36 protein-coding genes and 3 pseudogenes are annotated in these 26,585 nt (G+C 36.0%); 29 read left to right on the forward strand and 10 right to left on the reverse strand.

Annotated elements, in window-relative coordinates; genetic code table 11:
• Positions 1-8 precede the first annotated feature (8 nt).
• From B7C41_RS12835 to B7C41_RS12915, 16 genes and pseudogenes are all read left to right on the forward strand, one after another.
• Positions 9-290, forward strand: coding sequence for a hypothetical protein (locus tag B7C41_RS12835; protein WP_085299300.1), 282 nt, complete (start codon positions 9-11; stop codon positions 288-290).
• 131 nt (positions 291-421) lie between these two features.
• The gene (locus B7C41_RS12840; RefSeq protein WP_085299301.1) at positions 422-802 is read left to right on the forward strand and encodes a hypothetical protein; all 381 of its coding nucleotides are present in this window, start codon (positions 422-424) and stop codon (positions 800-802) included.
• Positions 803-930: 128 nt separating this feature from the next.
• Entirely contained in the window at positions 931-1,194 is a 264-nt protein-coding gene (locus tag B7C41_RS12845; RefSeq protein WP_085299302.1) for a hypothetical protein, read from the forward strand.
• Positions 1,195-1,309: 115 nt separating this feature from the next.
• The gene (locus B7C41_RS12850; protein ID WP_085299303.1) at positions 1,310-1,672 is read left to right on the forward strand and encodes a hypothetical protein; all 363 of its coding nucleotides are present in this window, start codon (positions 1,310-1,312) and stop codon (positions 1,670-1,672) included.
• 132 nt (positions 1,673-1,804) lie between these two features.
• Positions 1,805-2,170 carry a cupin domain-containing protein gene (locus tag B7C41_RS12855; protein WP_085299304.1) on the forward strand — a complete coding sequence of 122 codons (366 nt, stop codon included), beginning with the start codon at positions 1,805-1,807 and terminating at the stop codon, positions 2,168-2,170.
• A gap of 649 nt (positions 2,171-2,819) precedes the next feature.
• Positions 2,820-3,059: a hypothetical protein gene (locus tag B7C41_RS12865; RefSeq protein ID WP_085299306.1), complete on the forward strand. Its 240-nt coding sequence runs from the start codon at positions 2,820-2,822 to the stop codon at positions 3,057-3,059.
• Between the two features lie 122 nt (positions 3,060-3,181).
• Positions 3,182-3,793 (forward strand): rhomboid family intramembrane serine protease, encoded by a 612-nt coding sequence (locus B7C41_RS12870; protein WP_211279521.1) that lies wholly within the window; start codon positions 3,182-3,184, stop codon positions 3,791-3,793.
• 111 nt (positions 3,794-3,904) lie between these two features.
• Positions 3,905-4,219, forward strand: a complete 315-nt coding sequence (locus tag B7C41_RS12875; RefSeq protein WP_143764384.1) for a DUF6968 family protein — start codon at positions 3,905-3,907, stop codon at positions 4,217-4,219.
• A gap of 103 nt (positions 4,220-4,322) precedes the next feature.
• Positions 4,323-5,183: a PhzF family phenazine biosynthesis protein gene (locus tag B7C41_RS12880; protein ID WP_085299473.1), complete on the forward strand. Its 861-nt coding sequence runs from the start codon at positions 4,323-4,325 to the stop codon at positions 5,181-5,183.
• Positions 5,184-5,291: 108 nt separating this feature from the next.
• Positions 5,292-5,672: a hypothetical protein gene (locus tag B7C41_RS12885; RefSeq protein ID WP_143764385.1), complete on the forward strand. Its 381-nt coding sequence runs from the start codon at positions 5,292-5,294 to the stop codon at positions 5,670-5,672.
• A 147-nt stretch (positions 5,673-5,819) separates the two neighbouring features.
• Positions 5,820-6,056: a hypothetical protein gene (locus B7C41_RS12890; protein WP_085299309.1), complete on the forward strand. Its 237-nt coding sequence runs from the start codon at positions 5,820-5,822 to the stop codon at positions 6,054-6,056.
• Between the two features lie 113 nt (positions 6,057-6,169).
• Positions 6,170-6,988 carry an alpha/beta fold hydrolase gene (locus B7C41_RS12895; protein ID WP_085299310.1) on the forward strand — a complete coding sequence of 273 codons (819 nt, stop codon included), beginning with the start codon at positions 6,170-6,172 and terminating at the stop codon, positions 6,986-6,988.
• 110 nt (positions 6,989-7,098) lie between these two features.
• Positions 7,099-7,548 (forward strand): GNAT family N-acetyltransferase, encoded by a 450-nt coding sequence (locus B7C41_RS12900; protein ID WP_085299311.1) that lies wholly within the window; start codon positions 7,099-7,101, stop codon positions 7,546-7,548.
• Positions 7,549-7,732: 184 nt separating this feature from the next.
• Positions 7,733-8,146 carry a helix-turn-helix domain-containing protein gene (locus B7C41_RS12905; protein WP_085299312.1) on the forward strand — a complete coding sequence of 138 codons (414 nt, stop codon included), beginning with the start codon at positions 7,733-7,735 and terminating at the stop codon, positions 8,144-8,146.
• 198 nt (positions 8,147-8,344) lie between these two features.
• Positions 8,345-8,833: a DUF1579 domain-containing protein gene (locus tag B7C41_RS12910; protein WP_085299313.1), complete on the forward strand. Its 489-nt coding sequence runs from the start codon at positions 8,345-8,347 to the stop codon at positions 8,831-8,833.
• Between the two features lie 92 nt (positions 8,834-8,925).
• Positions 8,926-9,364: pseudogene (locus B7C41_RS12915) on the forward strand (transposase); the annotation flags it as partial.
• Positions 9,365-9,405: 41 nt separating this feature from the next.
• Here the strand turns inward: B7C41_RS12915 and B7C41_RS12920 are convergent.
• Both B7C41_RS12920 and B7C41_RS20620 read right to left on the reverse strand, forming a co-directional pair.
• Positions 9,406-9,672: pseudogene (locus B7C41_RS12920) on the reverse strand (CcdB family protein); the annotation flags it as partial.
• A 49-nt stretch (positions 9,673-9,721) separates the two neighbouring features.
• A pseudogene (locus tag B7C41_RS20620) lies at positions 9,722-9,877 on the reverse strand (type II toxin-antitoxin system CcdA family antitoxin).
• Between the two features lie 251 nt (positions 9,878-10,128).
• On the opposite strand from B7C41_RS20620, the gene B7C41_RS12930 reads away from it, so the two are divergent.
• The 12 genes from B7C41_RS12930 (at position 10,129) to B7C41_RS12980 (ending at position 17,822) form a co-directional block, all read left to right on the forward strand.
• Complete coding sequence (locus B7C41_RS12930) at positions 10,129-10,548, forward strand: hypothetical protein (RefSeq protein WP_085299315.1); 420 nt, start codon at positions 10,129-10,131, stop codon at positions 10,546-10,548.
• Positions 10,549-10,665: 117 nt separating this feature from the next.
• Complete coding sequence (locus B7C41_RS12935; RefSeq protein WP_085299316.1) at positions 10,666-10,845, forward strand: hypothetical protein; 180 nt, start codon at positions 10,666-10,668, stop codon at positions 10,843-10,845.
• A gap of 109 nt (positions 10,846-10,954) precedes the next feature.
• The gene (locus tag B7C41_RS12940) at positions 10,955-11,416 is read left to right on the forward strand and encodes a GNAT family N-acetyltransferase (protein WP_085299317.1); all 462 of its coding nucleotides are present in this window, start codon (positions 10,955-10,957) and stop codon (positions 11,414-11,416) included.
• 104 nt (positions 11,417-11,520) lie between these two features.
• Positions 11,521-12,012, forward strand: coding sequence for a hypothetical protein (locus B7C41_RS12945; protein WP_085299318.1), 492 nt, complete (start codon positions 11,521-11,523; stop codon positions 12,010-12,012).
• 108 nt (positions 12,013-12,120) lie between these two features.
• On the forward strand, positions 12,121-12,462 hold the full coding sequence (locus B7C41_RS12950) for an energy transducer TonB (RefSeq protein ID WP_085299319.1): 342 nt from the start codon (positions 12,121-12,123) through the stop codon (positions 12,460-12,462).
• Positions 12,463-12,819: 357 nt separating this feature from the next.
• Positions 12,820-13,608, forward strand: coding sequence for a septation protein IspZ (locus tag B7C41_RS12955; RefSeq protein ID WP_158089132.1), 789 nt, complete (start codon positions 12,820-12,822; stop codon positions 13,606-13,608).
• 153 nt (positions 13,609-13,761) lie between these two features.
• Positions 13,762-14,037, forward strand: a complete 276-nt coding sequence (locus tag B7C41_RS12960) for a hypothetical protein (RefSeq protein ID WP_085299321.1) — start codon at positions 13,762-13,764, stop codon at positions 14,035-14,037.
• Between the two features lie 289 nt (positions 14,038-14,326).
• Positions 14,327-15,160, forward strand: coding sequence for a CPBP family intramembrane glutamic endopeptidase (locus tag B7C41_RS12965; RefSeq protein WP_085299322.1), 834 nt, complete (start codon positions 14,327-14,329; stop codon positions 15,158-15,160).
• 117 nt (positions 15,161-15,277) lie between these two features.
• Positions 15,278-15,454: a hypothetical protein gene (locus B7C41_RS20070; protein WP_211279522.1), complete on the forward strand. Its 177-nt coding sequence runs from the start codon at positions 15,278-15,280 to the stop codon at positions 15,452-15,454.
• A 148-nt stretch (positions 15,455-15,602) separates the two neighbouring features.
• Complete coding sequence (locus tag B7C41_RS12970) at positions 15,603-16,112, forward strand: GrpB family protein (RefSeq protein ID WP_085299323.1); 510 nt, start codon at positions 15,603-15,605, stop codon at positions 16,110-16,112.
• Positions 16,113-16,819: 707 nt separating this feature from the next.
• Positions 16,820-17,146, forward strand: a complete 327-nt coding sequence (locus B7C41_RS12975) for a hypothetical protein (protein WP_085299324.1) — start codon at positions 16,820-16,822, stop codon at positions 17,144-17,146.
• A 238-nt stretch (positions 17,147-17,384) separates the two neighbouring features.
• The gene (locus B7C41_RS12980) at positions 17,385-17,822 is read left to right on the forward strand and encodes a hypothetical protein (RefSeq protein WP_085299325.1); all 438 of its coding nucleotides are present in this window, start codon (positions 17,385-17,387) and stop codon (positions 17,820-17,822) included.
• 131 nt (positions 17,823-17,953) lie between these two features.
• Here the strand turns inward: B7C41_RS12980 and B7C41_RS12985 are convergent, their stop codons facing one another.
• The 8 genes from B7C41_RS12985 to B7C41_RS13020 form a co-directional block, all read right to left on the reverse strand.
• The gene (locus B7C41_RS12985) at positions 17,954-18,694 is read right to left on the reverse strand and encodes an oxygen-binding di-iron domain-containing protein (protein WP_085299326.1); all 741 of its coding nucleotides are present in this window, start codon (positions 18,692-18,694) and stop codon (positions 17,954-17,956) included.
• Between the two features lie 25 nt (positions 18,695-18,719).
• Positions 18,720-19,331, reverse strand: a complete 612-nt coding sequence (locus tag B7C41_RS12990) for a methyl-accepting chemotaxis domain-containing protein (RefSeq protein ID WP_085299327.1) — start codon at positions 19,329-19,331, stop codon at positions 18,720-18,722.
• Positions 19,332-19,473: 142 nt separating this feature from the next.
• Entirely contained in the window at positions 19,474-20,577 is a 1,104-nt protein-coding gene (locus B7C41_RS12995; RefSeq protein ID WP_085299328.1) for a phosphotransferase enzyme family protein, read from the reverse strand.
• A 112-nt stretch (positions 20,578-20,689) separates the two neighbouring features.
• Entirely contained in the window at positions 20,690-22,078 is a 1,389-nt protein-coding gene (locus B7C41_RS13000) for a sensor histidine kinase (protein WP_085299329.1), read from the reverse strand.
• 2 nt (positions 22,079-22,080) lie between these two features.
• Positions 22,081-22,800 (reverse strand): response regulator transcription factor, encoded by a 720-nt coding sequence (locus B7C41_RS13005; protein WP_085299330.1) that lies wholly within the window; start codon positions 22,798-22,800, stop codon positions 22,081-22,083.
• A 10-nt stretch (positions 22,801-22,810) separates the two neighbouring features.
• Complete coding sequence (locus tag B7C41_RS13010) at positions 22,811-23,254, reverse strand: DUF3019 domain-containing protein (RefSeq protein ID WP_085299331.1); 444 nt, start codon at positions 23,252-23,254, stop codon at positions 22,811-22,813.
• Positions 23,244-24,095: a MipA/OmpV family protein gene (locus B7C41_RS13015; RefSeq protein WP_085299332.1), complete on the reverse strand. Its 852-nt coding sequence runs from the start codon at positions 24,093-24,095 to the stop codon at positions 23,244-23,246. The genes B7C41_RS13010 and B7C41_RS13015 overlap by 11 nt, the downstream gene beginning before the upstream one ends.
• A 331-nt stretch (positions 24,096-24,426) precedes the next feature.
• Positions 24,427-25,257, reverse strand: coding sequence for a LysR family transcriptional regulator (locus tag B7C41_RS13020; protein WP_085299333.1), 831 nt, complete (start codon positions 25,255-25,257; stop codon positions 24,427-24,429).
• Between the two features lie 131 nt (positions 25,258-25,388).
• On the opposite strand from B7C41_RS13020, the gene B7C41_RS13025 reads away from it, so the two are divergent.
• Positions 25,389-26,582, forward strand: coding sequence for an acyl-CoA dehydrogenase (locus B7C41_RS13025; protein ID WP_085299334.1), 1,194 nt, complete (start codon positions 25,389-25,391; stop codon positions 26,580-26,582).
• Positions 26,583-26,585 lie beyond the last annotated feature (3 nt).

Consider the following 26,585-nt stretch of genomic DNA (forward strand, 5'->3'; position numbering starts at 1 on the left):
AAGTGCAAATGTCGGAAAATGAGATCAAATTAATAGTTAAAAAGTATAAACGCAAAGCAAGCCTTACCTTGGTGCTATTGTGGTTATTTGCTGTTTTAATTCATTGGCTTTTAGTTAGTCAGTCAATAGAAAATCACGCCAATTTAGGCGTTCTCTACAGTTCATCAAATACAGGTTTTATCCTTGTTGTTCTTACTGCCGGATTGTCCGCAGTATTTCATTCATGTGTAAATATCACTGAAAAAGTACTGATTGAGATGTCCAATAAAGAAGTTGAAACAGCGGAGTAATTGCACTTATAACAAGGGTTTTCAAGTCGGACAAATTACAGTTGGTTTTTTGTTCGTACCTCACTCATTTTAGCCAACTGCAATTTGCCGATTAAAACGGCGTTATATTTTTTTGATGTTGGAGTATCCAAATGGCTCAAGGCAACAATAAGAAATTACTAACCAAAAAGGTTCGTAAAGGTGACAAAGGTTACCCTATAGCAACGATAGCTTTTTATGGTCCAAACAATGATCTTGCATCAAAAGCAGTATGCGCAATTATAATGCATGAAGGTGCAGAAACAGAACCAATGAAAAAGTGGTTTTCTTCAACAGACTTGAGAAAATCAGAACTGGTTATGAGTGAAATACTAAATTTCATTGATGAAAACGGAGCTAAATCCGTTAGCATGATACAAGAGATAATAGGTTGCCCTCATGAAGAAGGAATTGATTATCCTGTAGGTGACTATTGTCCTGAATGTAATTATTGGAAAGGTCGAGATAGATTCAGCGGCGAGATGGCGCATTAAAAATATAACAAGGGTTTTCAAGTCGGACAAATAACAGTTGGTTTTTGCTCCTGCGTCGCTTATTTTAACCAACTATTTTTTACCTCTTAGCGAGGCGTTATAAGCAATCATTGGATAAGGAGTATTAAATGACTAATGATGAATTAATCACAAAATTACGGAAAGCGAAAATTAAAGTTATTCTCTATGTGTCAGGTGTATTCCTAAGTCTGATATTATTTGACTTTTATTTAGCAAACTACTCAGAAATAATATCAGAAAGTATGCTTTCTCGTACACCATTCGCTATGGTTCTTTTTGCATGTTTGCAGCTAGCTATAATGCTTACTTTTACTTACTTAGAAAAAATACTCATTGGCATTAATCAAACTAAAGATAATGTTAGGGTATAGTTGCTTATAAGCCACTCAAGCAGGACAAATAACAGTTGGTTTTGTTCGCTTTGCTCTCTATTATAACCAACTATCATTTGCCTCTTAGTGGGGCGTTATATGCACAAGGAGATGTATGCGTAACTGGAAAGATTTGAGTCTAATTCAACAGGTGGTAATCGGCTTATTAATTGCTGTATCAACTTTTGCTGCACCAGAAATGATGATTCTATTAGATTTTGGAGGTATGGAGTTAGCCTTTGGCTTTTTACTTGTCTATTGCAAGCCTTTTATAGTTTGGGCTCAACCAAAAATCAATTGGGTATCTTCACAAATCAACATAACTAAAGTCGGTTTTCTTAATAGTGCATTGTTTCAGCCTAAAGTTTTTACCACACATGCAGTATTTTGTTCAGTTGCCATGATATTAACGGGTTCATTGGTTTTATCTGTCGGCTTCTTCTTACCAGCATTATTAGCAAATGGTCTCTTGGTTTAGTGTAATTGTGCTTATAACAAGCGCTTCAAACGGAAAAAATACAGCTGGCTGTTTTCACTTTGATCTTGCTACACTATTTTAGCCAACTATTTCTGGCCTCTTAAGTGGGCGTTATATGCAAAGGATGGTTCATTGAATAAAATTAATATTAGTGAAAAATTTGGACTGTTTTCAGATGAGTGGACGCCAAGAATTTTAGCAGAATCCAATGGTCAATTAGTTAAAATAGCGAAAGGTACGGGGGAACTTGTTTGGCATACACATGATAATGAAGATGAATTGTTTATTGTGTTTAAAGGGCAACTTACTTTACAGTTAAGAACTGGAAATATTGTACTAAATGCAGGTGAAATGTATGTTGTACCTAAAGGCATAGAGCATTGCCCTAAAGCTGAACCTGATACGCACTTTATGATGGTAGAACCTTCATCTACAGCTCATACAGGCAAACTTGAAAGTGAAGTAACAGTATCCTCTGACAAGCAAGAGTGGATTTAGCATATAACAAGAACATCAAACGGAAAAATTACAGTTGGCTGTTTTCGTTCCTCAACATTCTAGCAAACTGTTTTCAGCCCCTTAAATGGGCGTTAGGCATACACGAATAGTTGTATCTTTTGATCGTGTTGAACTTTATTTTAAAATCTGGAATATTTACAAAATTATGGATGATATCGAAGTAAAAAGTACTAAAGGAAAATATATCAGTTATTCTCAAATGTCTAAAACCTCAATTGTTTACTGCATATTTGTTTTTTTACATAACTTGAGAGTTACTGATACCTCTCCTTCGGTTGAAGTGATTTCAGTTAATATTTCTATACAAGATTTGGCATTATCTTGCCTTTGTATTTCGGTGTTTTATGGAATGTTATATTATTTTAATACTGCACAGACTCCATATTTCAAATTAAGAAATCGTATTTATTCTAAAATTTTTCCTACTAAAAGTTTTATTTTTAATCGTCAATTTAGTTTCTTAATAGCAGGTTCAATGTTCCTTTTAGGCTTTAATTGATACAGTATGCCTAACAAGAAATTAAACAAGGACAAAATACAGTTGGTTTTTGCTCCTGCGTTCAACATTTTAGCCAACTATAAATCTCCTCTTAATGAGGCGTTATATCTTTCTCACCAGAGGAATTGCATGGAAAGCGCGGTAAAAATTTCAAATAGAACAAGTGTAAAATCGAGTATAAAATTTCTGTTAATCTTTTTACCTATGCTTGGTTTACTTGCAGGTGTTGGTATTGGATTAATTGTTGGTAACTTAAAGTTATCTACTCCTCTTCAATTGTATGGCCAAATTGCCACTATTTTGCTTCCATCTTTGGCTATTATGATTTTTGGTTTAAGTTCTTTGTTCAAAAAAATAAATTCAATTTAGTAAAAAATATAACAAGTAATTAAACTGGGACTAAAAGCAGCGGTTACTTTTTCGCTCTGCTCAAGTTTAGCCCACTATTTTTAGCCCTTTATTTGGGGGTTAGCTATTAAGGATAATTAGGCTTGAGATTCAATATTCCAATATTCACATTACTACTTTGTTTCATTGTTTTGACCGTTTCATTTTTGGTAGCTTATGAGGTAAATGGCTCAGTTTTGAGCAAAGTAAGGATATTAGACTTAAAAAAATATGGTGGTGTTACTTTTCAACAATTAAGGGAGTTTGAGGTTTGGCGTTTAGTTTCCTCACAGCTAGTTCACGTAAAACCTATTCATATGCTCTTTAATGTTATCTCACTCTTTTTTATTGGCATGCTGATAGAGCGTAAAATTGGCGGTCAAAAACTACTTCAGTTGTTTTTTGTATCTGGAATCATCGGTACTTTAGCAAGTATTATTACTGTACCTTCACCTTATGATGTTGGTACTGGGGCATCCCAAGCTGTGCTCGGTTTAACTGGCTGTGGCGTATTATTCATGGTTAAAGGATTAGATAAATCTATTTGGTTAAAGCTCGCCCTTATATTTTGTATTGCCCCAGCATTGGCTCTAGATATAATTTATTCGGGCTATCCTAAAGTGGGTCATATAGTTGGGTTTACGGTAGGTGTGATTTTAAGTTTATTCTTTATCTCAAATATAAAAAAAACAAAGTATGTGCAAGTTAATAGCTAACACGTCATTAAAGCAGGACAAAAAACAGTTGGTTTTTGCTCGTGTCTCGCTATTATCAGCAACTATTTTTTGTCTCTTTATGAGGCGTTATGTATGCAAGAGGAGATGAGGGTGTTCATTGCATCTAGTGAATATATTGCTAAAAAAGCTGATAGTACGATATTGGCAATAAAAATCAATATCGGAACCCCTGAACCTGACCCTGTTTCAAACGGGGCGGATTATCGTTGCAAGATTGAAATTTCAGAGCTTTCATTTCGTGAATACTCTTATGGCGTAGATGCAGTTCAATCATTGTGTCTAGCTGTTCAATGTTTGAGGTATGTTATAGAGCCACTAACATTACAAGGTTGGAAGTTCTATTTTCCTCAGGATTTAGAACATGAGTTAGATCTAATGTCTATCTTATTTCCAGTGCACACATAACAAGCGCTTTGAACGGAAAAATTACAGTTGGCTCGCGCTCCGCGCAGTTTAGCCTAACTGTATTTTTCCGCTTAGCTTAGCGTTATAGGGGAAGAAGGTGTTGGTGAATATAGAAGTTAATTTGGTCAGCTCGTTTACAGTTAATGGCAAAGGCGGAAATCCTGCCGGTGTTGTTTTTAATGCTAACCAACTTTCGGATGCTCAAAAATTAAAAATTGCACAAGGTGTAGGGTATTCGGAAACGGCTTTTGTTTCTAGCGATGACGAAGCTGATTATGAGGTCTCCTTCTTTACTACTACAGGAGAAGTTGACTTTTGTGGTCACGCTACTTTAGCTACTTTTTCCACAATGTACAAAAAGGGTATTCTTACAGCCGGCTCTTATGTTCAACGCACAAAAGCTGGGATGCTGTCAGTGATCATTGAGTCAAATGGTAAGGTAGTTATGGATCAGCAATTACCTCAAAAAATAGATTGCTTTTCATATCAAGAAATATCAAATGTTATTGGCTTAGAAAGTAGAATACTAGAAAGCACGAAGTTGCCTATTGAAGTTATTTCAACAGGACTACCTGATGTGATTATTCCTGTTCCTAACGGATATTTAGATGTAATACAGCCCGATGATGAACTTATCGCAGACTTCTGCAAAAAGCATAAAGTTGTTGGCTTTCATGTTTTTGAGCTTTGTGAGCCTGAAAGTGAGGTTACAGCAAGCTGTCGTAATTTTGCTCCATTGTTTGGTATATCAGAAGAATCAGCTACAGGAAGCTCTAGTGGTGCTTTAGCATGCTACCTTACAGAACACCTAGCTTTAGGTGTTGATTATGTTTTTGAACAAGGTAGAGCTATGAATTGTACTTCCATAATTACAGCATCTGTTGAATCTGATCATTCAACGATAATCAATGTAAAAGTTGGTGGTTTTGCAAGTAGTATTGGTACGGTGGTAATCCCCGTATAACAAGCTGTTAAACAAGGACAAAATACAGTTGGCTTTTGCTCCTTCGTCGCTTATTCTAGTCAACTATATTTAGTCTGTTAACAGGGCGCTATGTACCGAGGAGATGTCTTGAGTTCTCGATTTAATAAAAAGTCTTTAATTCGATGGAAGGTCTATATAGATCGTTCAAAAATGTATATTGGCTATGTACAGTTTTTGCTAATAATTTTCGTTTTCATAAAATCTCTAGGTGATAACCCCGTAACTGAATTTGTATTTAACAGCCCAATGATTGCAGTGCCAATTATTTTAGTTATCTTTGTTATAGCTTCTTTGCTTCTCGGTTATTTAGATTCAAGACTTGGATTTCGTGAAGAAGAAATTAGAAATCACTCTAAATCTAATCCTGTATTAATGGATATTCAAAAATCTCTTAATGAGCTAAATGATAAAGTAGCAAAAATGGAACGAGATAAAACAAACAAAAGTACAGGCGAAACAGATACATAATAAGCTATTCAAGCGGGACAAAATACAGTTGGCTGTTTTCGTTCTTCAACATGTTAGTCAACTATATTTAGCCTGTTAACAGGGCGTTATGTGTTTTTGACGTTAGGTGTGTAATCCATTCACGTAATTCTTAAAAGGATGTATCTTATGAACTTAATCACGGATAGTGAAATAAAGCGTATTGTTAAAAAACATACGGGTTTTGCTATTTTTTTAGTATTTGTGCCAATTATATTTATACAATTAATTTCATTTTTTTCAGATGATAATCAACTAAATTATTTATTATTCTATGTTGTCCCAATTTCTGCTGTTGGGGCATGTGCGCATTTTATCCAGTGCGTTTTAATCGATATAAATGCCAATAGCGCAGTAAACACATAACAAGCAAATTAATCAGGACAAGAAAGAGTTGGTTTTTGCTTCTGCGTCGCTTATTTTAACCAACAATTTTTTGCCCGTTATTAGGGCGTTAGCTTTCTTTCAAGGATGTGTGTATGTTCCCAAAAGTTTTATTGCCTATTAGCCTTTCTATTTTTTGCACTTTCGCTTCCGCCCAATCACTCTTAGTTAATCAAGCTGAATTAGAATACGAAATTAAAGGTAACGGCGAAAATATTGTACTCTTTGAAGCTGGTGCTATTTCAGGGATGTCCGGTTGGGATTCTATTTGGGAGGAGCTTCCAAAAAATACTACAGCAATTAGATATTCGAGAAGAGGTGAAGGGAAATCCTCTTCTTGTGTTGGAGACTTAACCTCAAGTGATTATGTTAAGGACGTAGAAGAGTTAATGCAACAGTTAAAAATTAACAAACCCTTCATTTATGTTTCTCATTCTTATGGTGGGAAAATTGCTAGAGAGTTTGCCGTGAGAAACCCAAACAAGGTTTCGGCTATGTTGTTTATCGATCCTATCAACCCAAGAGATATTGAAATTATTGAACAACTAGATCCCATAGGAGGAAAGGAATCTAATGAAAAGCTGAAACAAAGTGATATAAAAATGGGTAAAGAAAATAGTTGGTGCTTAATAAATGACATATGGGACAAAAAGCCTTCATTAGCTTACGGAGATATCAAAAATATTCCGATAACATTGATTGCAGGTGTAAAGAAATTTATAAATCCAGAGCGCCTTTTTGATACAGATAAAGCGCGTGAATTATGGGGCACTTATCAGGCTGAATGGGTGCTAAAGTTTCCGAAAGGCGAAGCTGTCATGGCTACCCAAAGTGGTCATTTTGTGCAAGATGATCAACCAGAGTTAGTAATTTCAGAATTCAAAAAATTAATGTTGAGAGCTAGCGAAAGCTAACAAGCAATTTAACAGAACTAAAAATAGCAGACTGTTTGCTTCACTCCATTTTAGCCCACTATTTTTAGCCCATTAATTGGGCGTTACGCAACAAGGAGTATTGTTCAGCTATGGAAATTAGCTTGAGAGAAGTTACTAAAGATAATTGGGAAGATATTATCTTACTAGAAATCACAAAAGAACAAGAAGAGTTTGTCGCTTTAAATGCAGAATCAATTGCAGGTTCTAAGTTTAACGAACACTATGTTAATCGAGCAATCTATTTTAATGACGAACCAGTTGGCTTTATCCAGTACTTTCCTAACTACGAAGATGAAAAGCCAAATGAAATTTACATTGATCAATTTATGATCGATGTACCGCATCAAGGAAAAGGTTATGGCACGAAAGCAATCAAGTTAGTTATCGATGAAATCAAGCTTAGAGAAGACTGTAAAGCTATTTCAATATGTTACGTTGAAGGGCATGATGTAATGAAAGGCTTCTTTGAGCGATTTAATTTTAGTGTTGTTGAACAAGATGAATTTGATGAAACTATCATGGTTCTAAATATTGCCTAACAAGGGGTTTCAAGTCGAACAAATTACAGTTGGCTTTTTGTTCGTACCTCACTTATTTAGCCAACTGCAATTTGTCGCTTAAAACGGCATTATGTTGCAATGTCGTGGTGCTGTCGGGGTGAAGTCGTTGCCGACAGTGCGCTGTTTGATTGATTATGGCCTCACAGAGTGATGAGGAATTATTATGATTGTAAAAAAGCTGAGAGATAAAAACGATTGGTCGCAGGAACAACTTGCTGAATATTCGGGTTTAAATGTTCGTACGATCCAACGTGTCGAAAGTGGTCAAAAAGCGAGTGTTGAAACATTAAAATGCCTTGCCTCTGTATTTGAAGTAAATATTTCAAAATTAACAGAGGAGATTACCGTGATAGATAAAGAAACTGAAAAGTGGAAAAAACTACCTTGGTGGTTCAAGGCTAATATGTTCGGAGTTAACTCTCGGCGTCATGTACAAGTTATGGAGTTTACTTTGCTAGCAGTTGCATTTGGTTCATGGTTTTTAAAGCCTGAAATAATAACAACCCCCACTTGTTTCTTAGCAGCATATTTAACAGGTTGGATCATCAGGTTTGGTGACAAAAATGACGTGTGGTAAAGCAAAATAACAAGCACCTCATCAGGACAAATAAAGCTTGGCTCCTGTCACTGCGCTCCATATTATAGCCAAGCATTATTTGCTAGTTAAGTGGGCGTTAGGCAACTTAACTAATTCTGCGTAATTTTGAGTGCTGTACATAAATACAGTTGCATGTATAATTTCCAATAATTTATATAACTAATGCGCAGGGAATTTATGCTAGAAGATATAGACGTTAGTGCACCAACAGACTTTGATTTTATAATTGGTGATTGGAAAGTACAACATCGTAGGCTAAAAGACTTATTAAATGATTGTGATGAATGGGTTGAATTTGAAGGAAGTTCTTCCACACGAAGAACTATGGGTGGGTTTGGTAATTTAGAAGACGTTCACCTTAAATTTCCTGAGTCATCATTTAGAGCTGTTGCCCTCCGCTCTTATAATGCAGAATCAAATTTATGGTCTATCTGGTGGTTAGATGGACGATTCCCTGACGTATTAGATGTGCCAGTGGTAGGTAGGTTTACTGAAGGTGTAGGAGTGTTTTTTGCAGATGATGTACTCAACGGGGTTAATATAAAAGTTAGATTTAAGTGGATCTCGTTAGATCCAAGCAAGCCAAGGTGGGAACAAGCATTCTCAAAAGATAATGGCGAAACTTGGGAAACTAATTGGACTATGGAGTTTTCACAAAGTCAATAATATACAATACGTTGGCTAACAAGCAGCTCAAAACGGACTGTGAATTTCCCCCGTTTTAGTGGATACCTCCTCATTACATTGAGGAGGCTGTAATTCCCAAACATACCGAACCTAAAAAAACATGGTTCTATCCTGTCGATTTCAAAATCAAAGTAGTACAGCTAAGCTTAAGAGACGACGTTTTATCTAAGGCTGTTGCTCAAGCACTCGGTATTCATTCGTTCATGCTTTCTCGCTGGCGAAAAGAATATCGAGAAGGTAAGTTTTCAATCAAACAGCGCTATAACAGCAATAATGAACTTATGGTTAAAATCCTAAATAAAAAAGAGCTGAATAAAATCAAGCAACTGAAAAAAGAAAATGAACGCTGAAAGTTGGAGAATGATTTACTAAAAAAGTGGCAACGGTTCCTTGCACAGAAACATCAGGAAGATATCGGTTCATCGAAAAACTCAGAGCCGAGATAAAGATCACGAAATTACGGAAACTTTTAATGTTTCAATAAATGGTTTCTACGATTGGCGTGAGCGTTAACCGAGTGCTAGAGGAATTATTTACTGCTTAATGCGATGTTATATACCGGTAATAGCAAAGTCGATTGCTGCAATAATTTCATCTCTTAATGACTCAACTGATCCAATAGGATCTTTGAGTGATTTGGATGGCATTGAAGCAACTTGAGGAGTGAGTAAAACATATTGTTCATCTTCATACTTAATCAATGGAATTAAGCCACCCATTTGCTTATTTCTAAAATACTTGAACTTTCCTAATGGAATTACAATTCTTGTTGTAATATCGCTAATTAATACACTCTGAATATCAATAATATACGGATATGCTTCACGACTTTTTTACTTGGGTTTGTATAGGCATCTAATTGCGACATTAAAACTCTCTAAACTCATCACCAAAACATCCATTTTCATCGACAAAATCATTGTAGGCTTGTATGGCATTTTTATTTTATTTTACCCACTTTTTAGCTTCAATATTTTTCAATTTATCTTTTAATGCTTGCTCTAAAGTCGCAGATAAATTAATGTTAAGTGCTCTTGTTCTTTTTAGTAAGTCACTATTTAAACTGAGATTTGTTGCTTTTTTGGGGCATCAAAATCGTATAATGGTTGCATAATATGTCTCCAAGTCATTATTGCATTAAGTATGCGCACTCTAATGCGTATTGTAAAGAGCATGTAACAAGCAAATTAACTAGGACAATACAGTTGACTTGCTGCTTCGTCGCTAATCTTAGCCAACTATTATTTTCCTTATATTCCCTAAATGGAGTTTAGATGAGGTCTGAAACAATCTATAGAATATCAATTATTATTCTTTGTTTTTCTAGTTTATTTATAAACTATATGACAGGTGATTGGGAATATAGTGCTGACATAATCAATGCGATGGATTGGCATGGCTTTAATTCTCAAATACCACACTGGTTTAAATTGTCGATCGTTGGCCCTTTACAGGTTGCAGCTTTAATTATGCTACGTTTTAACCTGATAGCTAGGAATATATTTGCAGTTTTAAGTTTAATCGGTTTATCAATTTCATTGTTTGAAGGTGTCGCTGCATACAGTGCGTTTGAAATCTTTATTGTGCAAATTTACTATTTTTCTACTGGTGTTGTTCTGACTCTTTCTTTTACTCTTTTAAGTGAAAAATTTCGATCACCCTTAAGCCGTAGGAGTGTACAACCGGGAATATAACAAGCAGATTAATCAGGACGAATAATAGTTGGTTTTTCTCGTGACGGTGAAATTACGATTTTAGCCTCAAATAACTTAAAGAATCCAAAAATTAATATCATTCTTCTAGCTAGCTTTATGAAAGATAAAGTCGCTTTTGAAGTTTACGGCATAGCCCATTCAATTTATGAAACATCTGATATGGTTTGCTCGTGCCAATTCCTAATTAATCAAAGCACTAATGTTAGTTCATTTACTGAAATATCTATAAGTACGGGTAAGGTGCATGGTGCCTTTATTAAGCCTATCTCAGAGTGAGTAAAGGCAGTTAAAAATTGGCTTTTTCTTATTCGTCGATAATTTTAGCTAACAATTTTTCTCGCTATTAGGGCGTTAGATAGCAAAAAAATTTGAGTTTAGGAATAGTATGATAAAAAAACTTAATAATTCGACTGGATCAGCTGCAGCGCAGATTTTTACAGTTTTTCAAAACTCTTATAAAATTGAGGCTCAACTTATTGGAACTCTTAATTTTCCTCCTCTATTACGGAGTGTTAAAGACATAGAGAACTCAAAAACACAATTTTATGGCTTTATTGAAAACAAGTGCCTTGCTGGTGTTATAGAGATTGATTTAAAAGGTGAACAATTAGAAATCAATAGTTTAACTGTCGAGCCAAATTATTTTAAAAAAGGTATTGCGAGCAAATTAATAAATCATGTTCTTGGGGCTTTTAATTTTTCTGTAGCAAAAGTAGAAACCGCCGTTGTTAACTTACCTGCAATAAACTTATACAAGAAACATGGTTTTGTTGAGTATAAAAGGTGGACACCATCTCATGGTATTGAAAAGCTAGCATTGTCGGTGAGTTGCTCTCTAGTAAACTAATTAATAAGGACAAAAAAAAGTTGGCTTTTTTCGTTCTTCCATATTTTAGTCAACAATTTTTTGTCTCTTAATGAGGCGTTATACATTTACGGATAGTTCTTAGTATGATCAACTGTTTTATTCCCGACTCTTTCGAAGTTCCAGAAACTTTTGTTTCTGAGCATTTTTATCTGAAAGTTCTTGATGAAAATATTGCGGAGTTAGATTTTGAGGCTGTGGTGTCTAGTCGAAAAAGACTACAGGGAATATTTGGCCCCAAGTCAGCGTGGCCTAAAGATAATATGACCCTTAAAGATAATATAGATAGCTTAAAGGTTCATAAGCAAGAGTTTGAATCCAAGGATGCTTTTGCTTATTCAGTATTCAACAGCACAAATGAAAAGTGCTTAGGCTCTGTTTACATCGATCCAAGTCGCTCATCAAACTATGATTGTGAAGTTTATTTATGGATTCGAGATGATAGTATTGTCTTGGATAAATTGCTCTACCGAACAATGTTGAATTGGCTTCAAGTCGATTGGCCTTTTTCAAAAGTTGCATTTCCTGGCAGGTGCATTTCATGGAAAAATTGGGAGAATGCGTTAAAAGCAGTATAAGAAGCTTTTCAAGCGAGACAAATAGCTGTTGGATGGTTCGCTTTGCTTCATATTTTAATCAATAATTTTTTGCCTCTTAGCGAGGTGTTAGCATTACAAGGAAGTCATATGAAAATTCTAATATTAGTTCTTTTATCAACGTTTTTTATATCCTCATGTTCAGAGGAAATAAAACTCAACCGAGCACAAACTAAAGCCCTAGAAAGAGTAAACCCCAAATATCCAATCCAAGCGGCACGGGATCGTATTGAAGGCTATGTCAAATTATCATTTGATATCAATGTGAAAGGTGAAACGGATAATATTAAGGTTATAGATGAAGCTCCTGAAAAAACTTTCAGGAAACAAGCTGTTTTGGCTGTGTCAAAGTGGAAGTATGAACCGTATGTTGTTAATGGTAATCCTGTATTGCAAAAGAATATTTCTGTTCAATTAGATTTTAAGCTTTAAATTCAGTAAGGCTAAAAAGTCATTAAATCAGGACTAAAAATAGTTGGCTTTTGCTTTTTCATTGCTTCTGCTGGCTAAAGGTTATTAGCCTCTTGGTAGGCATTATAGACCTTGTTTAGTTTTCGAAGTGCGAGACGAAGATACATTTGGGTTTCTCTCGCGAAGTTAAAAATTTAAAGAATAGGAATAATCAGGATGACAATGTGTTTATGGACTTATAAAAGATCATTTCAATATGATGATGACGATTATGAAGTGAAATACTCCTTTTCACTTAAAACTTATACGTCACAGCTGTTTTGTAATGGAACACTAGTAGACAAATGCACACATTCATTTGATGATTTCAAAGTGGTTGTGCATAAATTTCAACCTATCAGCCAACCAAACGGTCGAACTAAAGAAGTAACAGTTTCTGTTGGTTACTTTAGTTGGCTAAGCGTCGGTATCGTAGTTAGGGCAGGTAGCGACTTAATTTACGAAAGCCATCCAGGTAAAAATATTCACTTTGCAACTAAAAAGCTAGAAAACTTAGGTATTTCTGACAATTCAGTAAAGGAAAATGAAAAAAGAGAACTTCAAAGTGAACAATGGCGAAAAAACAAACCTTCTATTTTTGCTGATATAGGTATAGGAGCTGCATTTTTTGTAGTAGCAAAAGTGACTGGAGACTTAAGCGTAGCCGCATTTACGGGCGTGTTATTAGGAGTCGCTCTCGTTATTATTCAACGCTTTGTTAAAGTCGACTTATTAGGTGGCTTTGCAGTTTTTGGAACGATTATGCTCTTAGTATCAGCAATATTTGCCATTGTCTTTCAAAGTGAGTATTTAGTGCAACTTAAGGGCACATTGATGGGATTACTGAGTGCAACAGCGCTTATGGTAGATGGTGTGTTTAATAAGGGAGGGTACTTTGGCTCCCGTTTTGAGCGCTACGTAAACTCACCTATTCAACATAGGTACTTTGTTCTAGGCTTAGCATTGATTGGTTTATGTATGGCAGGGCTGAATTTTAGTGTTGCGACTCAATTAACCCAAGAGCAGTGGCTCACGTATGATACGTTTGTTGAAACACCTGTTTATTTCGTGATGTTTTTTATTCTCGTTTGGCGTGCTGGTAAAAAAGCTAGCCCAAAAGTTTGCTAAATTAGACAGATAAGTTGAAATTGGTTTATAACAAAGCACTAAAGAAGAACTCGTAACCGCTGGCTCGATTCTTCTTTCGCATCATATTTTAGTCAACTATTGCTAGCCTATTATGTCGAGCGTTATAAGTTACTTACACTTGAGGGAAAATAAATGAAGTTAGATGTTTCAAACTATTCAACGGAAGAGTTATTCCAATCTTTGGAAAGCGTAGATGATATTCAATTTCCTGAACAAGCATTATTAGTTTTAAAGGAGTTGCTGGCTAAATCAGGACTTACAATAGAGCAAATACAGGATTCATTTAAAAGTGGGAATTCTCTAGATATAATTGGCACGTTGCCAGTTTTTTCGACCATTGCTAGTGATATTTTAAATGCGAATAATGATGTTTCTGAGAAGTTAAACCGCCTTTCGATTAAGTTATAGATAACTTAAACACGCTAATAAAATGAACGTTAAACAATTAACTAGCGTTGTTCTTTACGGGGCCTGATTGTTATCCCTACATTTGTACTGCCTTCTGATTTTATGTTGGTATTGTTATTGTTATTGGTAGTATAGAGCAATATAGGGTTAGTAAATCAAGATAATAAGCTATTAATTATAGTAAAAACAATTGGCTATATTTGTTCCTTAGTACTTTAATTAATCATTTGTTAGCCTGTTATTTGAGCATTATATGCCTTTAATTACACTATCAACTCTGGAGTATTAGTTGACACAAGGAAAATTATCTTTAAAAAACGAAGTTAGCTTATATCTTTTTTTAACGTTTTCTTTTAGTTCAATATTCTATTATTGGATCTCTGTAAGTGATAATGGCTGGCTAACCTTTGGATTAATGTGGTGCCCTGGCATAGCGTCAATAATTACATATTTATTAATTAACAAAACGATTAAAGGCTTCCATTTTGGCTTTGGAAAAATATCATATTTATTCTTTAGCTTTTTAATTCCCATACTCATTTTATTTATTGTTTATGGAATAATTTGGGTAACTGAACTTGGAAGTTTTAAAGGCTTTGAATCCAACTTCATAACTAAATTATCATTCATACCTATGATGTTACTTATTCTTGAAGGAAGCTTTTATTCTGGACGTTCAGCCTTAGGCGAAGAGCTTGGTTGGCGTGGTTACCTTACACCTCGATTGTTAGAAAAATATTCTCCAAATCAAGTATCTCTTTTGGTAGGTATCATTTGGTCTGTATGGCACTTCCCACTTATCCTTACTGGTAATTACGGCACAGATACACCAGTATTTTTTCAGCTGGTTTGTTTTACTTTAATGCTTACTGGTAATACATATATTTATACTTGGTTTCGTATAAAATCCGGCAGTTTATGGACTGGGTGTTTAATACATACAAGTCATAACTTGTTTATATTTCATGTGTTCAATGATTTAACTATGAGTAATGAAATAACGCCATATTTTATTGATGAAACAGGTGTAATATTTGCAATATATGGTTTAGTGTTAATATTGCTATTTCAAAAGCTTGGCTGGGATTGGCCTGGTGATTTAAAACGGTATATAACAAGCTAATCAAATTAGCACAAAACAATTGATTAACTTTGTTCTTCGTAATTTTAGCCAAATTATTTTATTGTCTCTTAGTGGGCGCTATGCACTAATCCGATACTCGTGCTAAGGATGATTCACTTGAAAGATGATGATAAAAACAAAGTCTCTAAAACTAGTAATATGGGGTTAGCTATAACTATGGGAGCTGGAGTGGGTCTCATTTTTGGCGAATTAGTTTGTGATAATGTAGGTGTTGGTCTAGTTATCGGAGCAGGAATTGGTATTGCTTTTAGCAGTATTAATAAAGTTAAATGAAATTAAAATTCTACGCAATAACAATCGTATAATAAGAAAATTAATCAGGACAAAGAGTAATTGGTTTTTTCTCCTGTCTCGATTATTTTAATCAACTATTATTTGCCCATTATTAGGGCACTGTAGTTTTACTAGGAAAGTTTAACGTATGAGTCTATCGTCTGTAGTTCTTGAAAAATATGATCCTTCATGGCCAGAGAAATTTGAAATAGAGAAGGCTCAATTATTGGTGGCCGCTGGACAGTGGAATTATGGGAATGTTGAACATGTTGGAAGTACTTCAATTGAGGGCATGATAGCTAAACCCATCATAGATATTATGTTTGGTGTGAAAAGCCTTGAAGATTCAAAGCTGGCAATTGATGCTTTAGTCAAAGCAGGCTACGACTATTGGCCTTATAAAGCAGATTTAATGCATTGGTTTTGCAAACCATCAGATGCTTTTCGAACTCATCACCTTCACTTAATTCCTTTTGAAAGCGACTTGTGGAAGGAGCGTATTAAATTTCGTGACAAATTACGGGAGAATAATAAATTAGCTAATGATTATGCAAATCTTAAGCGAGAATTAGCTTCTAAATATAGAGAAGACCGCGAGGCATACACTCAAGAAAAGTGGCCTTTCATTCAAAAAGTATTGCAGCACTCGCAAAGCTAGCAGGGACTATGGCGTCAATAGTTAATCATTAACTTTTGGTACTTTCACATTACACCATCTCTTAGTATCGGGTTTAAGATCACAGCCATGCACAAAATTGTTCTAATTTGTGGCCTTATTCATCGAATTTTTCGTTGCCCTATATAGTGACCGTTACCTCTATTCACTGGTGTACTACCGATAAAAATACTCGTTTGTTTGCTTTTAATATAACCCAACGTTTGCAGGTGATTTAGGAGAGAAGTTGCAGCTATTTTTTATTATCTGATTTTTAAACAAAGTTAGCACAAGCCCATTTGCTATTATTAATGCTTTAGGCATAATTTTCGCCCAACTTTTATATGTGGTTTGCATGTCAATAACTGCTTTCGCCGTGTTACTAAGTCGTTCATCGCTTGCATAGTGCTAGGCTTTAGACAATATAATGGTGGCGATTGGCATGAGCACAAGCTAAAGTAATGGGTGTTTCAAGTCGATCTGTTGCTTCGATAACAATCCGGTCGGGTCTATCTATTATGGTTCTAGCCGTTTGTTTTTTGACTGTTTTATGTTGTTTCCACTTGTCATTTGTATTCACTCCATGGATACTAAAAACTAATATGGACTCTCTTTTATTGCATATTTATAACACCTTTTAATATGGTGCATTGATGCCAATTAGTGGGAAGGAGTCAATATCATACATTCGTTGCCAAAGAGGTTGTATCATGGAAGAGTCTACAATTGAGGCTGTATTTATTCTATTTGTCGCTGTATTTCCTTGCGGTATTTTCGGTTATTTGATTGCTTTTAAAGAGCGTAGGGGCTTAATTTCTGGTTTCAACGATAAGAGTTTTTCTAACCCTAAAGCATTTGGAAAAAACGTAGGTATAAGCCTAATATTATTTTCGATATCTTTGGCATTTATCGCTTATCTTTGGCATTTAGGCGATGTTACAGAAAACCAAATGTCATTTTATGTTATCTTTTTAATTACTGCTGTTGTGCTAAATTACATTTACGGCATGATTAAGTACCGTAAGAAAAGTAACTAATAAATTGTTAAATCAGGATTGAATACCGTTACCTGTGCTTTGTTTTTTCCTCGATAAATGGATACAAAAACCTAGCTAAAGGTGAAGTTTTTTATGCAGAAGTGCGACAGTCGAAGTCAAACTTGAGAATAAAAACAGTGATAGCTATTGTAACCTCTTGCGGTCGTTTACAAGCTTAAATTGTTCAACTTATAGTGTATGCCAGATAATTGTTTAGGTGTTAAACAACAGGTGAGATATGAAACAGCTATTATTATTTTTGACTCTCACATCGTCAGTGTTTGCGTCAGAGTTTAACTTAAAACCCTATTCAACTTCGTTAGACTTTGCGCAAGTCAATCATGTTACTGCTTCTCAGAAAGCTGATGGTAGCTGGTGTTTGTATACGGAAGTACGACATAACGATCAAGGTTGGGAGCATTATGCTGATGGCTGGGAAGTACTCGATTTAGCAGGCAACCAGATAGACTACCGTTTATTGGCTCATCCTCATGTTAATGAACAACCTTTTACTCGAAGTAAGTGTGGTATTCAAATACCAGCGACAATATCTAAGGTTGTGATTAGAGCTAAATGTAAAAAGCATGGCTTTGGCGGCAAGCCGGTGGTAGTTGATTTAAATCTAAGCAAAGGAGAAGGGTTCTTAATTCGTAAAAGCAATTTAATTTATCCATAACCTTATTGAAATAATACTTAATAAGACTGTAGCTAGTCTTCAACTCTCTATTTGTGATGTAGAGTTGCTATATTTAGAAAGGTACAGGTAACAAGTATTTTTATGCCTATTACCTGAAATTCTCAGTAAATCTATGTTGATTTGGCTATTATTCCTACCTCTAGCGCCTCAAACCAATCTAAGAAACGTTTAACATCATCACCTTTGAATATTCGCCCATGTTGTGGACACATCATTTCAATATTGAGCTTTCGTACTCTGCTGATCCAATCATTTTTAGCTCTATTTGATGGCATCCATCGTTGGTGGAACATTTTCATTTTACTGATGTGTTCATCAAAATTATCAACAAATAATGGTGCGTCAACACATTCTAATGCCGCACCAATATCGCCAGACATTAATATTTTAGCTTCAGCATCGTAGACATTAAAATTGCCCGATGAATGAAGGTAATGAGCAGGAATGAAGTCTAAAGTCACTTGGTCTATTTTTAATGAGCTACCTTCATCTGGAATAGCTGAATAAGAGATGTTATTCATGCCGAAATGCTTAATGAAACTTTCCCATATCCAAGGAGAATGAAGGGTTGCAGAGGGCAATGCTTGGTCCCATAAACCCAATGATGAAATGATATCAGGGTCTTGATGTGAAGCGAAAAGGTGAGTTACTTTATCAGCTGGTAATTGCTTGATCACTACTGAGAGCATCGCTGAAAAAAGTTCTATTCCACCAGGATCCATTAATAGAGCATTTTTATTAGAAATTACCATATATTGATTGGTATCAATGATTTCATTGGGTTTTTCTTCGTCACGCCCAAACATCAGCCATGTATGTGAATTATTCTCAAAAAGTTTATGCGTTCTCATTTACATTCCCTGTCTATAGCTATTATTAGTGCTGTTCTAGTATGGAAACCATTTGTTGTGCATAGCGGATATGCTCTCTGATTTTATTGGCCGCCCCTTCAACATTATCTGCAACATTTGTCAAAGCACTTTGGTATTGTTCACCGGCCTGAGAGGCTTCTACGCGTGATAATGTCGCTAATATGACCGCATTACGCAATTCACTACTTAGCATAACTAATTCTTCACTGAGGTAGGATATTTGTCTTTTATAGCTGTTTTCTAGCTGTTTTTGTTTATGTTGGCAGCGTTCAAACACCTCATCGAGGCTGTGAATGAATTTGGAATCGTTTGCCTTTATAAATATGGCGTTAAAATGTGAAATTGCTGAATTTGCTCGCTCTTTATCAACGGATGTTTGACTTAAAGCTGCTGCAAGCTTGTTGATGTTTTTTGATGATTTAATGGTAACTTCAGCTAGTCGGTCAATAAAGTCGGTCAATGGTCGAAAGCCTGCTGCTCGCTCTCCAGCACGAAGAGCTACGGCTCTAGCATTACTTGCCGTTAAAGATAGTTGTTGTGCTATACGAGTTGTTTTATCAAGTTTAGCGGCAATTTCCGCCGCTGAAATGAAGTAATTATTTGAAAGTTCAGACATCAAATTTATTATTAGCTAAGTTATCTAACAACTATAGTCACTACTGATAAATATTGCATAGTGAATTTTACTTTTTGATGCTGAGCTTAACTTGATGCCAAATGTAATGATTTTCGAGCCGACTCTAAGGTAAAGTAACCAATTATGCTATTGCATTTAGTACAGGCGTAGGTAGTACTATTTCCGTTAATAAACTATCTTGTTGGCAAAGTAATTTATACATATGTAATTGATTTTTTGCTCTTACTAAATTGTGTGTGGCGTAGCTGGTTTTAAAATATTTATCACCATTTAAAAAGTCAGTTAAAAACCGTATACCAAGCATTAAGGGCATCAGCTTGACGCCGAACAATAAACTTTTACGCTCTATTTCGCTTAAAGATCCATTAAACCCTGCAACATAAGCATTAGTTAATGCAGCTAAAATATCAAAGTTAATCGACATATCTGATAACTCGGCGCTATCTTCGCTGATAGATGAGCAACAACTACGTACCATATCGCCAAAATCATGCATTAAATACCCCGACATACAGGTATCTAAATCGATAACAGCGATAGGCTTATTCGTTTTGTTATGAAATAGTAAGTTGTTAATTTTTGTATCGTTATGAGTAACGCGAAGTGGTAATTGTTTAATTAATATACTGATTTCTTGACAGAAAAAATGTTGCTCGGCTATGTAGTTAATAGTGCTTTGTGCTTGTGCTATAAGCTTGCTTGAACTTTCATTAACAGCGTTTTCTAATTGGAGCAATCGTGCAGATAAATTGTGAAAGTCTGGAATGATGTCGGCCAATCGATGACAGTCAAAGTCTGCTAATGCAGCGGTGAATTGTGCAAATGAATTAGCGACATCGTGAGCTTGTGCTGTATTTTGGATCGCTTCTAAGGTTCGACAATTTTCGATGTAATGTAAACAGCGCCAATATTCACCAGAAATTTCGACATGATTTTTATGCACAGTACTTTGATGTTGCCAAATCGGCTGTAAAGCATATTCTTGCGCTAAATATTTTGCTTTTAAATGCTCGCTGATAAGATCAGCGTTGTCAGTGACTTGTTGAGGCTGATTAAATACGTTTTGATTTAGGCATTGTAACACGACACGTTTATTATCTAGTTGCACCAAATAAGTATTGTTGATTAGACCATAGCCGAGCGGCGTAATTTGACATTTTTCTGCTGTATAACCAAATTTAGATAATACTAATGGCAGTGATATATTCTTTTGAGATGGAGGCATTCTAATCTAGTTTACTCTTGGCTAATTGAACACATAAATGCGCCAAATTTTAGTCATATGTTAAGGTATCCCTTACCAGATGGAAAGTTTTTCATTATGTAGCTAATGAAAATTATTTTTCTTGTAAAGAGAGCGGTAATGAAATGATAAAACAAGCACCGGACGTAACTGTAGGCTGTAAGGTTTTAATTGTTTTATTTTTCAATTGGTTACTTGAGCTACTATTTGGTTTGTCGCGAATGTTATTCTTTGCACGGATAGAGCCATTATGCCAATGAATAACTTTAGCTGTTATTGCTAGCCCTAAACCAAAATGGCCTAATTCTCTGGAGCGGTCTACATCAAGCTTTACAAATGGGTCAAAAATACTTTCAATACTTTCTTCTGGAATGCCTTTGCCATCATCTTCAACAGTTATATATAAGTAATTGTTTTTTTGATAACTAGTAATAGTGACTTTGTTTTGTGCGTACTGCACTGCATTGCCTAACAAGTTTTGAATTGCCCGATAGCACCAATGAAAATCAAGAGATAAACTGGTAGGTTGCTTGATACACTCTGCACTTGCTTGGTATGTCAGCTTAACGTCATGCTGTTCAGCGAGGGATTGGAAATCACTGTTGATAGTATTGAGAAAATCATTGATGTTAACCAATTGACGCTTTAAACGAAAACCTTGACGTTCCATACCAGCATATTCTAAAAATGCTGTGGTCATATCTTCCATACGGGTTAATTCTGCTTCCATCCGGTTAAGATATTGATTTTTTTTATCAATGTTTTCAGTATCAAGCGCAGCTTCAACGCCAAAGCGTAAGCAAGACATTGGTGTGCGGATATCATGTGACATACTACGAGCAAGTATTTTATTATCAGCAACTAACTTTTCAATTTGTGTTGCCATGCGATTAAAGCTGTTTTCTAGCAAACTAATATATGAAAATCGGCTTAACGGCATGCGTGCGGTTAAATTTCCAGTACCAATTTGTGTTGCCATATTGGTGAGCAAGTATAGTCGCCGCGTTAATGGAAATAACCAAGCAAGTAAAATGATACAAACACCTAGGTATAATGTTGCCGTTAAGATCATATTAATTTTATGGTCTTCAATTTCCATGATGGGTAAAGAAAGTTGGATTACATAAGCGGGATATGATGTTAATTGCTTTAGCAAGTAGGGTTGGGTTTCTGAGGCTAATAAAAGCCCGCCCTTTTGACTAAGCTGTGTATTTAATTCAGCGGGTAAGGCAATATTTTTACTTTTATCGAGTTGTAGTCCTATTTGATAGGTTTGACTTAGTTGCAGGCTAAATAAGGTTAAGTTATCGAGTGGTTGAGATGAAAGCTGTCGATCAAAACCTTCGATTAACTGATGGTAAATAGCATATTCACTTTGCGCTTGAATAGGCTCCTGTTTGGCAACAATTTTATCTAAGCCCCAAGTGATAATGAAAAGTGAGCCAATAACCGTTAATATAATGCTGATGTATAAACGACGCATATTTAACTGTTTTTCTCTATTTCATCATTCCATGCATCGGCAACAAACAAATAACCTTTACCCCATACTGTTTTGAATTTTTTAGGCTTTTGCGGATCGTCGTTGAATAGCTTTCGTAAGGTTGAGAGCATGACATCGAATCGGCGATCTTGGCCATCATATTCACGATTTTTTAAGGCTTTAAATACGGTATCACGATCAACCACTTCACCTGCATGATTGGCCAAGAAACATAAAAATGCGAATAGGCTAGTAGAAAGCTCAATTTCTTTACCTTGATAAGTAACACGGTTTGCTTCGATATTAATTAGAAGTCCGCCATGCTGGATGTCTGAAGAAGCTGGGATTGTTTGTGATGTTTGCTTTAATGCACCTGATATTCTAGCTAGCAGGGCTCTAGGGCGTACAGGTTTAATTACATAGTCGTTTGCTCCAGCTTCTAAGCCTATTACTTCATCAAACTCGTCTGCTCGTGCGGTCAACATAATGATCGGTGTTTGCATTTTTTGTCGTATTTGACGGCAAACTTCAATGCCATTTAAACCAGGTAACATAACATCAAGCAGAACTAAATCTGCTTGAAAACTATCAAAGCAGGCCATCACTTCATCGCCACGAGTGCAATGTTTAACAACAAAACCTTGTTCGGTTAAATATTCGCGTACCCAATCACCTAAGGTTAAGTCGTCTTCGACTAATAAAATATGCTTTGCTTCGGTCATAATATTTCTCTTAAAATAAGCGCCATCGACGTTTTCTTGGCGATGCTTTGTGTACCCAACTCACTTCTATAGCTGTTGTTGATATAATTTTGTCATAGTCATAGGCAACGAGTTGATAATGCAAAGTTTCGCTTGATTCAAACTCAAATATTGCGGTGTTTTGCTTTTGATTGAACCAGCAGTCTAATGCTTCTTTATTACCTTCTTGATATAGGCAGTAGTTACCCTTTATGGCTGTTTTCCAAGTAAAGGTTACGGTGGCAAAGCACTGTCGTCCTTGTGTTAAAGTGATACATTTTGCAGGTAGCGCTGAAAACTTAGTTTGAGCAGTAAGCTGCGCAGGTATATCTTTTTCGTCATTTTTTTGCATAGGTACTTGCTGTGCTGAAGCACTTGAAAAATTTCCGATAAAAAATATTAATAAGACAAGTCCTTTGTCTTGCTTAGAAAACATAAATGACTCCGAGCATTACTTGCGTCAAGTTTTGCGTATCGACTAAAGGGCTTTTTTTAGTGCTATCGGAATAACGATTAAAGGTGACACCACCAGAAAATGACCAACTATCAGAAATAGGGTGCTGGGCAAAGAGTTCTAGTTGCAAACGGTAACCGCTATCTGCTTCATATAGCGTGCGCTCGGGAGTTACTTCGTTAGAGTTAATACCATAGAAATAGTCCATCACTTTTTCAGAGTAGTGAGTGTAGCCTGTGCTCAAATAGATATCCCAATTGCGGTAAGGAAGCACGTAACTATAAAAAATATCAACTACCCAGCCATTCGTCTTACTTAAAGGGGCTAAAGTGGCGAAGTCAACTGAGAGTGATGCGTTACGATGGTAACGTGTGTAACGTAACCCAATCCCTTCTCCGGCACTTCTGTCAGCAAGTCCTTCCAGTGTGGGGATTTCTTTACTGGCATTATCTATAATATTCTCTGGCTCATAGGCAGAGATATAGGTTTTGCTGATGATATCCAATTCCCACTCAGGCGTAACTACCAATTGGTAACCAAGTTCAGCACCTTGAAGCAAACCTGAAGCTCGTCGATGGTTTGATTGAATAAAAAAACCTTCATAGTAAACGTCTAGCAGCAATGAAGCGCCCATATAATCAAAGATATCTTCTTGATCATGGCCTTTTAGTAAGGATGGATTGTAAATGGCCGAAATATTGCCCATCACTTGCCAGCTGAAGGTTTCGTTAAAAACAGTGGTTTCATTTTCTGGAATTTTTTCATTTGCTAAACTAGGTAAGCAAACGAACATCAGTGTTATTATTAGGCATTTAAATCGCATAATATCTACTTATTCTCGATGAATTATTGTCAGTAGTATGCTGAGAATTACTCGCTAGACAAAGTCGACAATGTACCTTCTTAATGCACTCTTTATTGTTATTTTTTTTTGACATTTTAGCTTAATTTATTATTCGTTAAGGGCTTTGTTAATAATTACATTATCGTTGCATGATGAAGTGACCATTAAGATGAACTTTTAAACCATGGTACTTTGTCACATATTATCAAATGTAACTAATTGGCGTTAGTTTATACGCTCTATAAAGTGTTTAAAAAATGTAAGAAAAGCTAAATATATGCAACATTCTTACTTTTTTATTGTCTCGATACTAATTTGCATGCTTAATAGCCAATCGCTTCAAAGTGTCAACGATTTCAGAAGATTGACTATAGGCTAAAACAATTTCTCTGGTTAATTGTAGACTATCAATCGATCTAAAAACGACATCGCTCTGGTTTATTATTTCCGCATGTGCAGGTAAAAATGCACAACCTATGCCTGCATGCACTAAGCCTATAGCATAATCTATGGTGGTGATTTTCGCGCGAATATCTAAACTTATGCCTGTCATTGCTAGGGTATCTTGTAAGTTATTCCAAGCACTACAAGGGGTGCGTTGGATAAAGGGTAAGCCATCAAGCTGCTTTAACGTTACTGCGTCATTAAGCGCTAATATATGGTCATAAGGTAGAGCGAGTAAGTAGTCTTCTTGCCACATATCAATAAATAGTTCACCGTCTTTTAATTCATCTTTTAGAATAATGCGAGCATCAACATTTTCTAAATGTGATACTAAAGTTAGCTCTACAAAGGGTTGCGCAGCGGTAAAATCTTTTAGTAGTAGGCTCATTCTTTCTACACCTAAACCTCGAGTAACTCCTAAGTTAAATGCTCGTTTGTTGGCTTTTTCGGTGAATATTGTTTTAATTGCGCCGGCTTGACCTAAAAGCTGTTTTGCTAGAGGGAATAGTTTATCTCCATGCTCTGTAGGGGTTACGCCACGGGCGTGTCGTTTAAATAGTTGTACGCTAAGTTGTTGTTCTAGTTGTGCAATTGCTGATGATATTGAGGGCTGTGCAATGAAGCAAGATTTCGCCGCAGCGCTAAAGCTTTTCAGCTCATAAACCGAAGTAAAATAATAAAGTGACTTTAAGTCCATAGAGTTACTTGTTTAACTGGGGTATAGATAAAAACTATAACAGATAAAGGAAAAGAATATTTTAACTTTGGCTGTTATTTGCTTATTATTTTTGCACTTTATTATTCACCCGCTAAAAAATAGGTAATTTCATGTCTAGTTCAAGCAGTGCTAACCGTCCTTCATTTAAATGGGAAGATCCACTTTTATTCGATTCTTTATTATCTGAAGAAGAGCGAATGATCCGTGATAGTGCCCACCAATATTGCCAAGAAAAGTTGATGCCTCGTGTACTAGAAGCTAACCGCAATGAAGTATTTGACGTTGAAATAATGCGTGAACTGGGCGAGTTAGGTTTACTTGGCGCAACATTGCCTGAAAAATACGGTTGTGCTGGCGTTAATTACGTAACTTATGGTTTGGTGGCTCGAGAAGTGGAGCGTGTTGATAGTGGTTACCGTAGTGCGATGAGCGTGCAATCATCATTAGTGATGCACCCAATTTACGCCTACGGTAGCGAAGAGCAACGTATGAAGTATTTGCCTAAACTTGCTACTGGTGAACATATTGGTTGTTTTGGTTTAACTGAGCCAAACTCTGGCTCAGATCCCGCGAGTATGACGACTCATGCTACTGCTGTTGAAGGCGGTTACCGCATGACAGGTAATAAAATGTGGATCACTAACTCTCCGGTTGCTGACATATTTGTTGTTTGGGCAAAACTTGACGGTGTTATCCGTGGTTTTGTTTTAGAAAAAGGTATGGAAGGTTTGAGCGCGCCTAAAATTGAAGGTAAGTTTTCATTACGTGCATCGATTACTGGTGAAATCGTGATGGACAATGTGTTTGTACCAAGCGAAAACATGCTTCCTAATGTTAAAGGTTTATCTGGTCCATTTGGCTGTTTGAATAAAGCGCGTTACGGTATCGCTTGGGGCGCATTAGGCGCTGCGGAATTCTGTTGGCATGGTGCCCGTCAATATACACTTGACCGTGAACAATTTGGTCGCCCGTTAGCAGCAACACAGTTAGTACAAAAGAAATTAGCGGATATGCAAACGGATATCACTACTGGTCTATTTGCTTGTTTACAGGTAGGTCGATTAATGGATTCAGGCCAATTAGCACCTGAAGCTATTTCACTGATCAAACGTAACTCTTGTGGCAAAGCCTTAGAAATTGCTCGAATTGCTCGTGACATGCATGGTGGTAACGGTATTGCTGATGAGTTTCATATTATTCGTCATATGATGAACCTTGAAGCCGTTAATACCTATGAAGGGACGCATGATATTCATGCCCTGATATTAGGTCGAGCGCAAACTGGCTTACAGGCTTTCTTCTAAAGT

The organism is Cognaticolwellia mytili, assembly GCF_002104475.1.
Taxonomy (GTDB): domain Bacteria; phylum Pseudomonadota; class Gammaproteobacteria; order Enterobacterales; family Alteromonadaceae; genus Cognaticolwellia; species Cognaticolwellia mytili.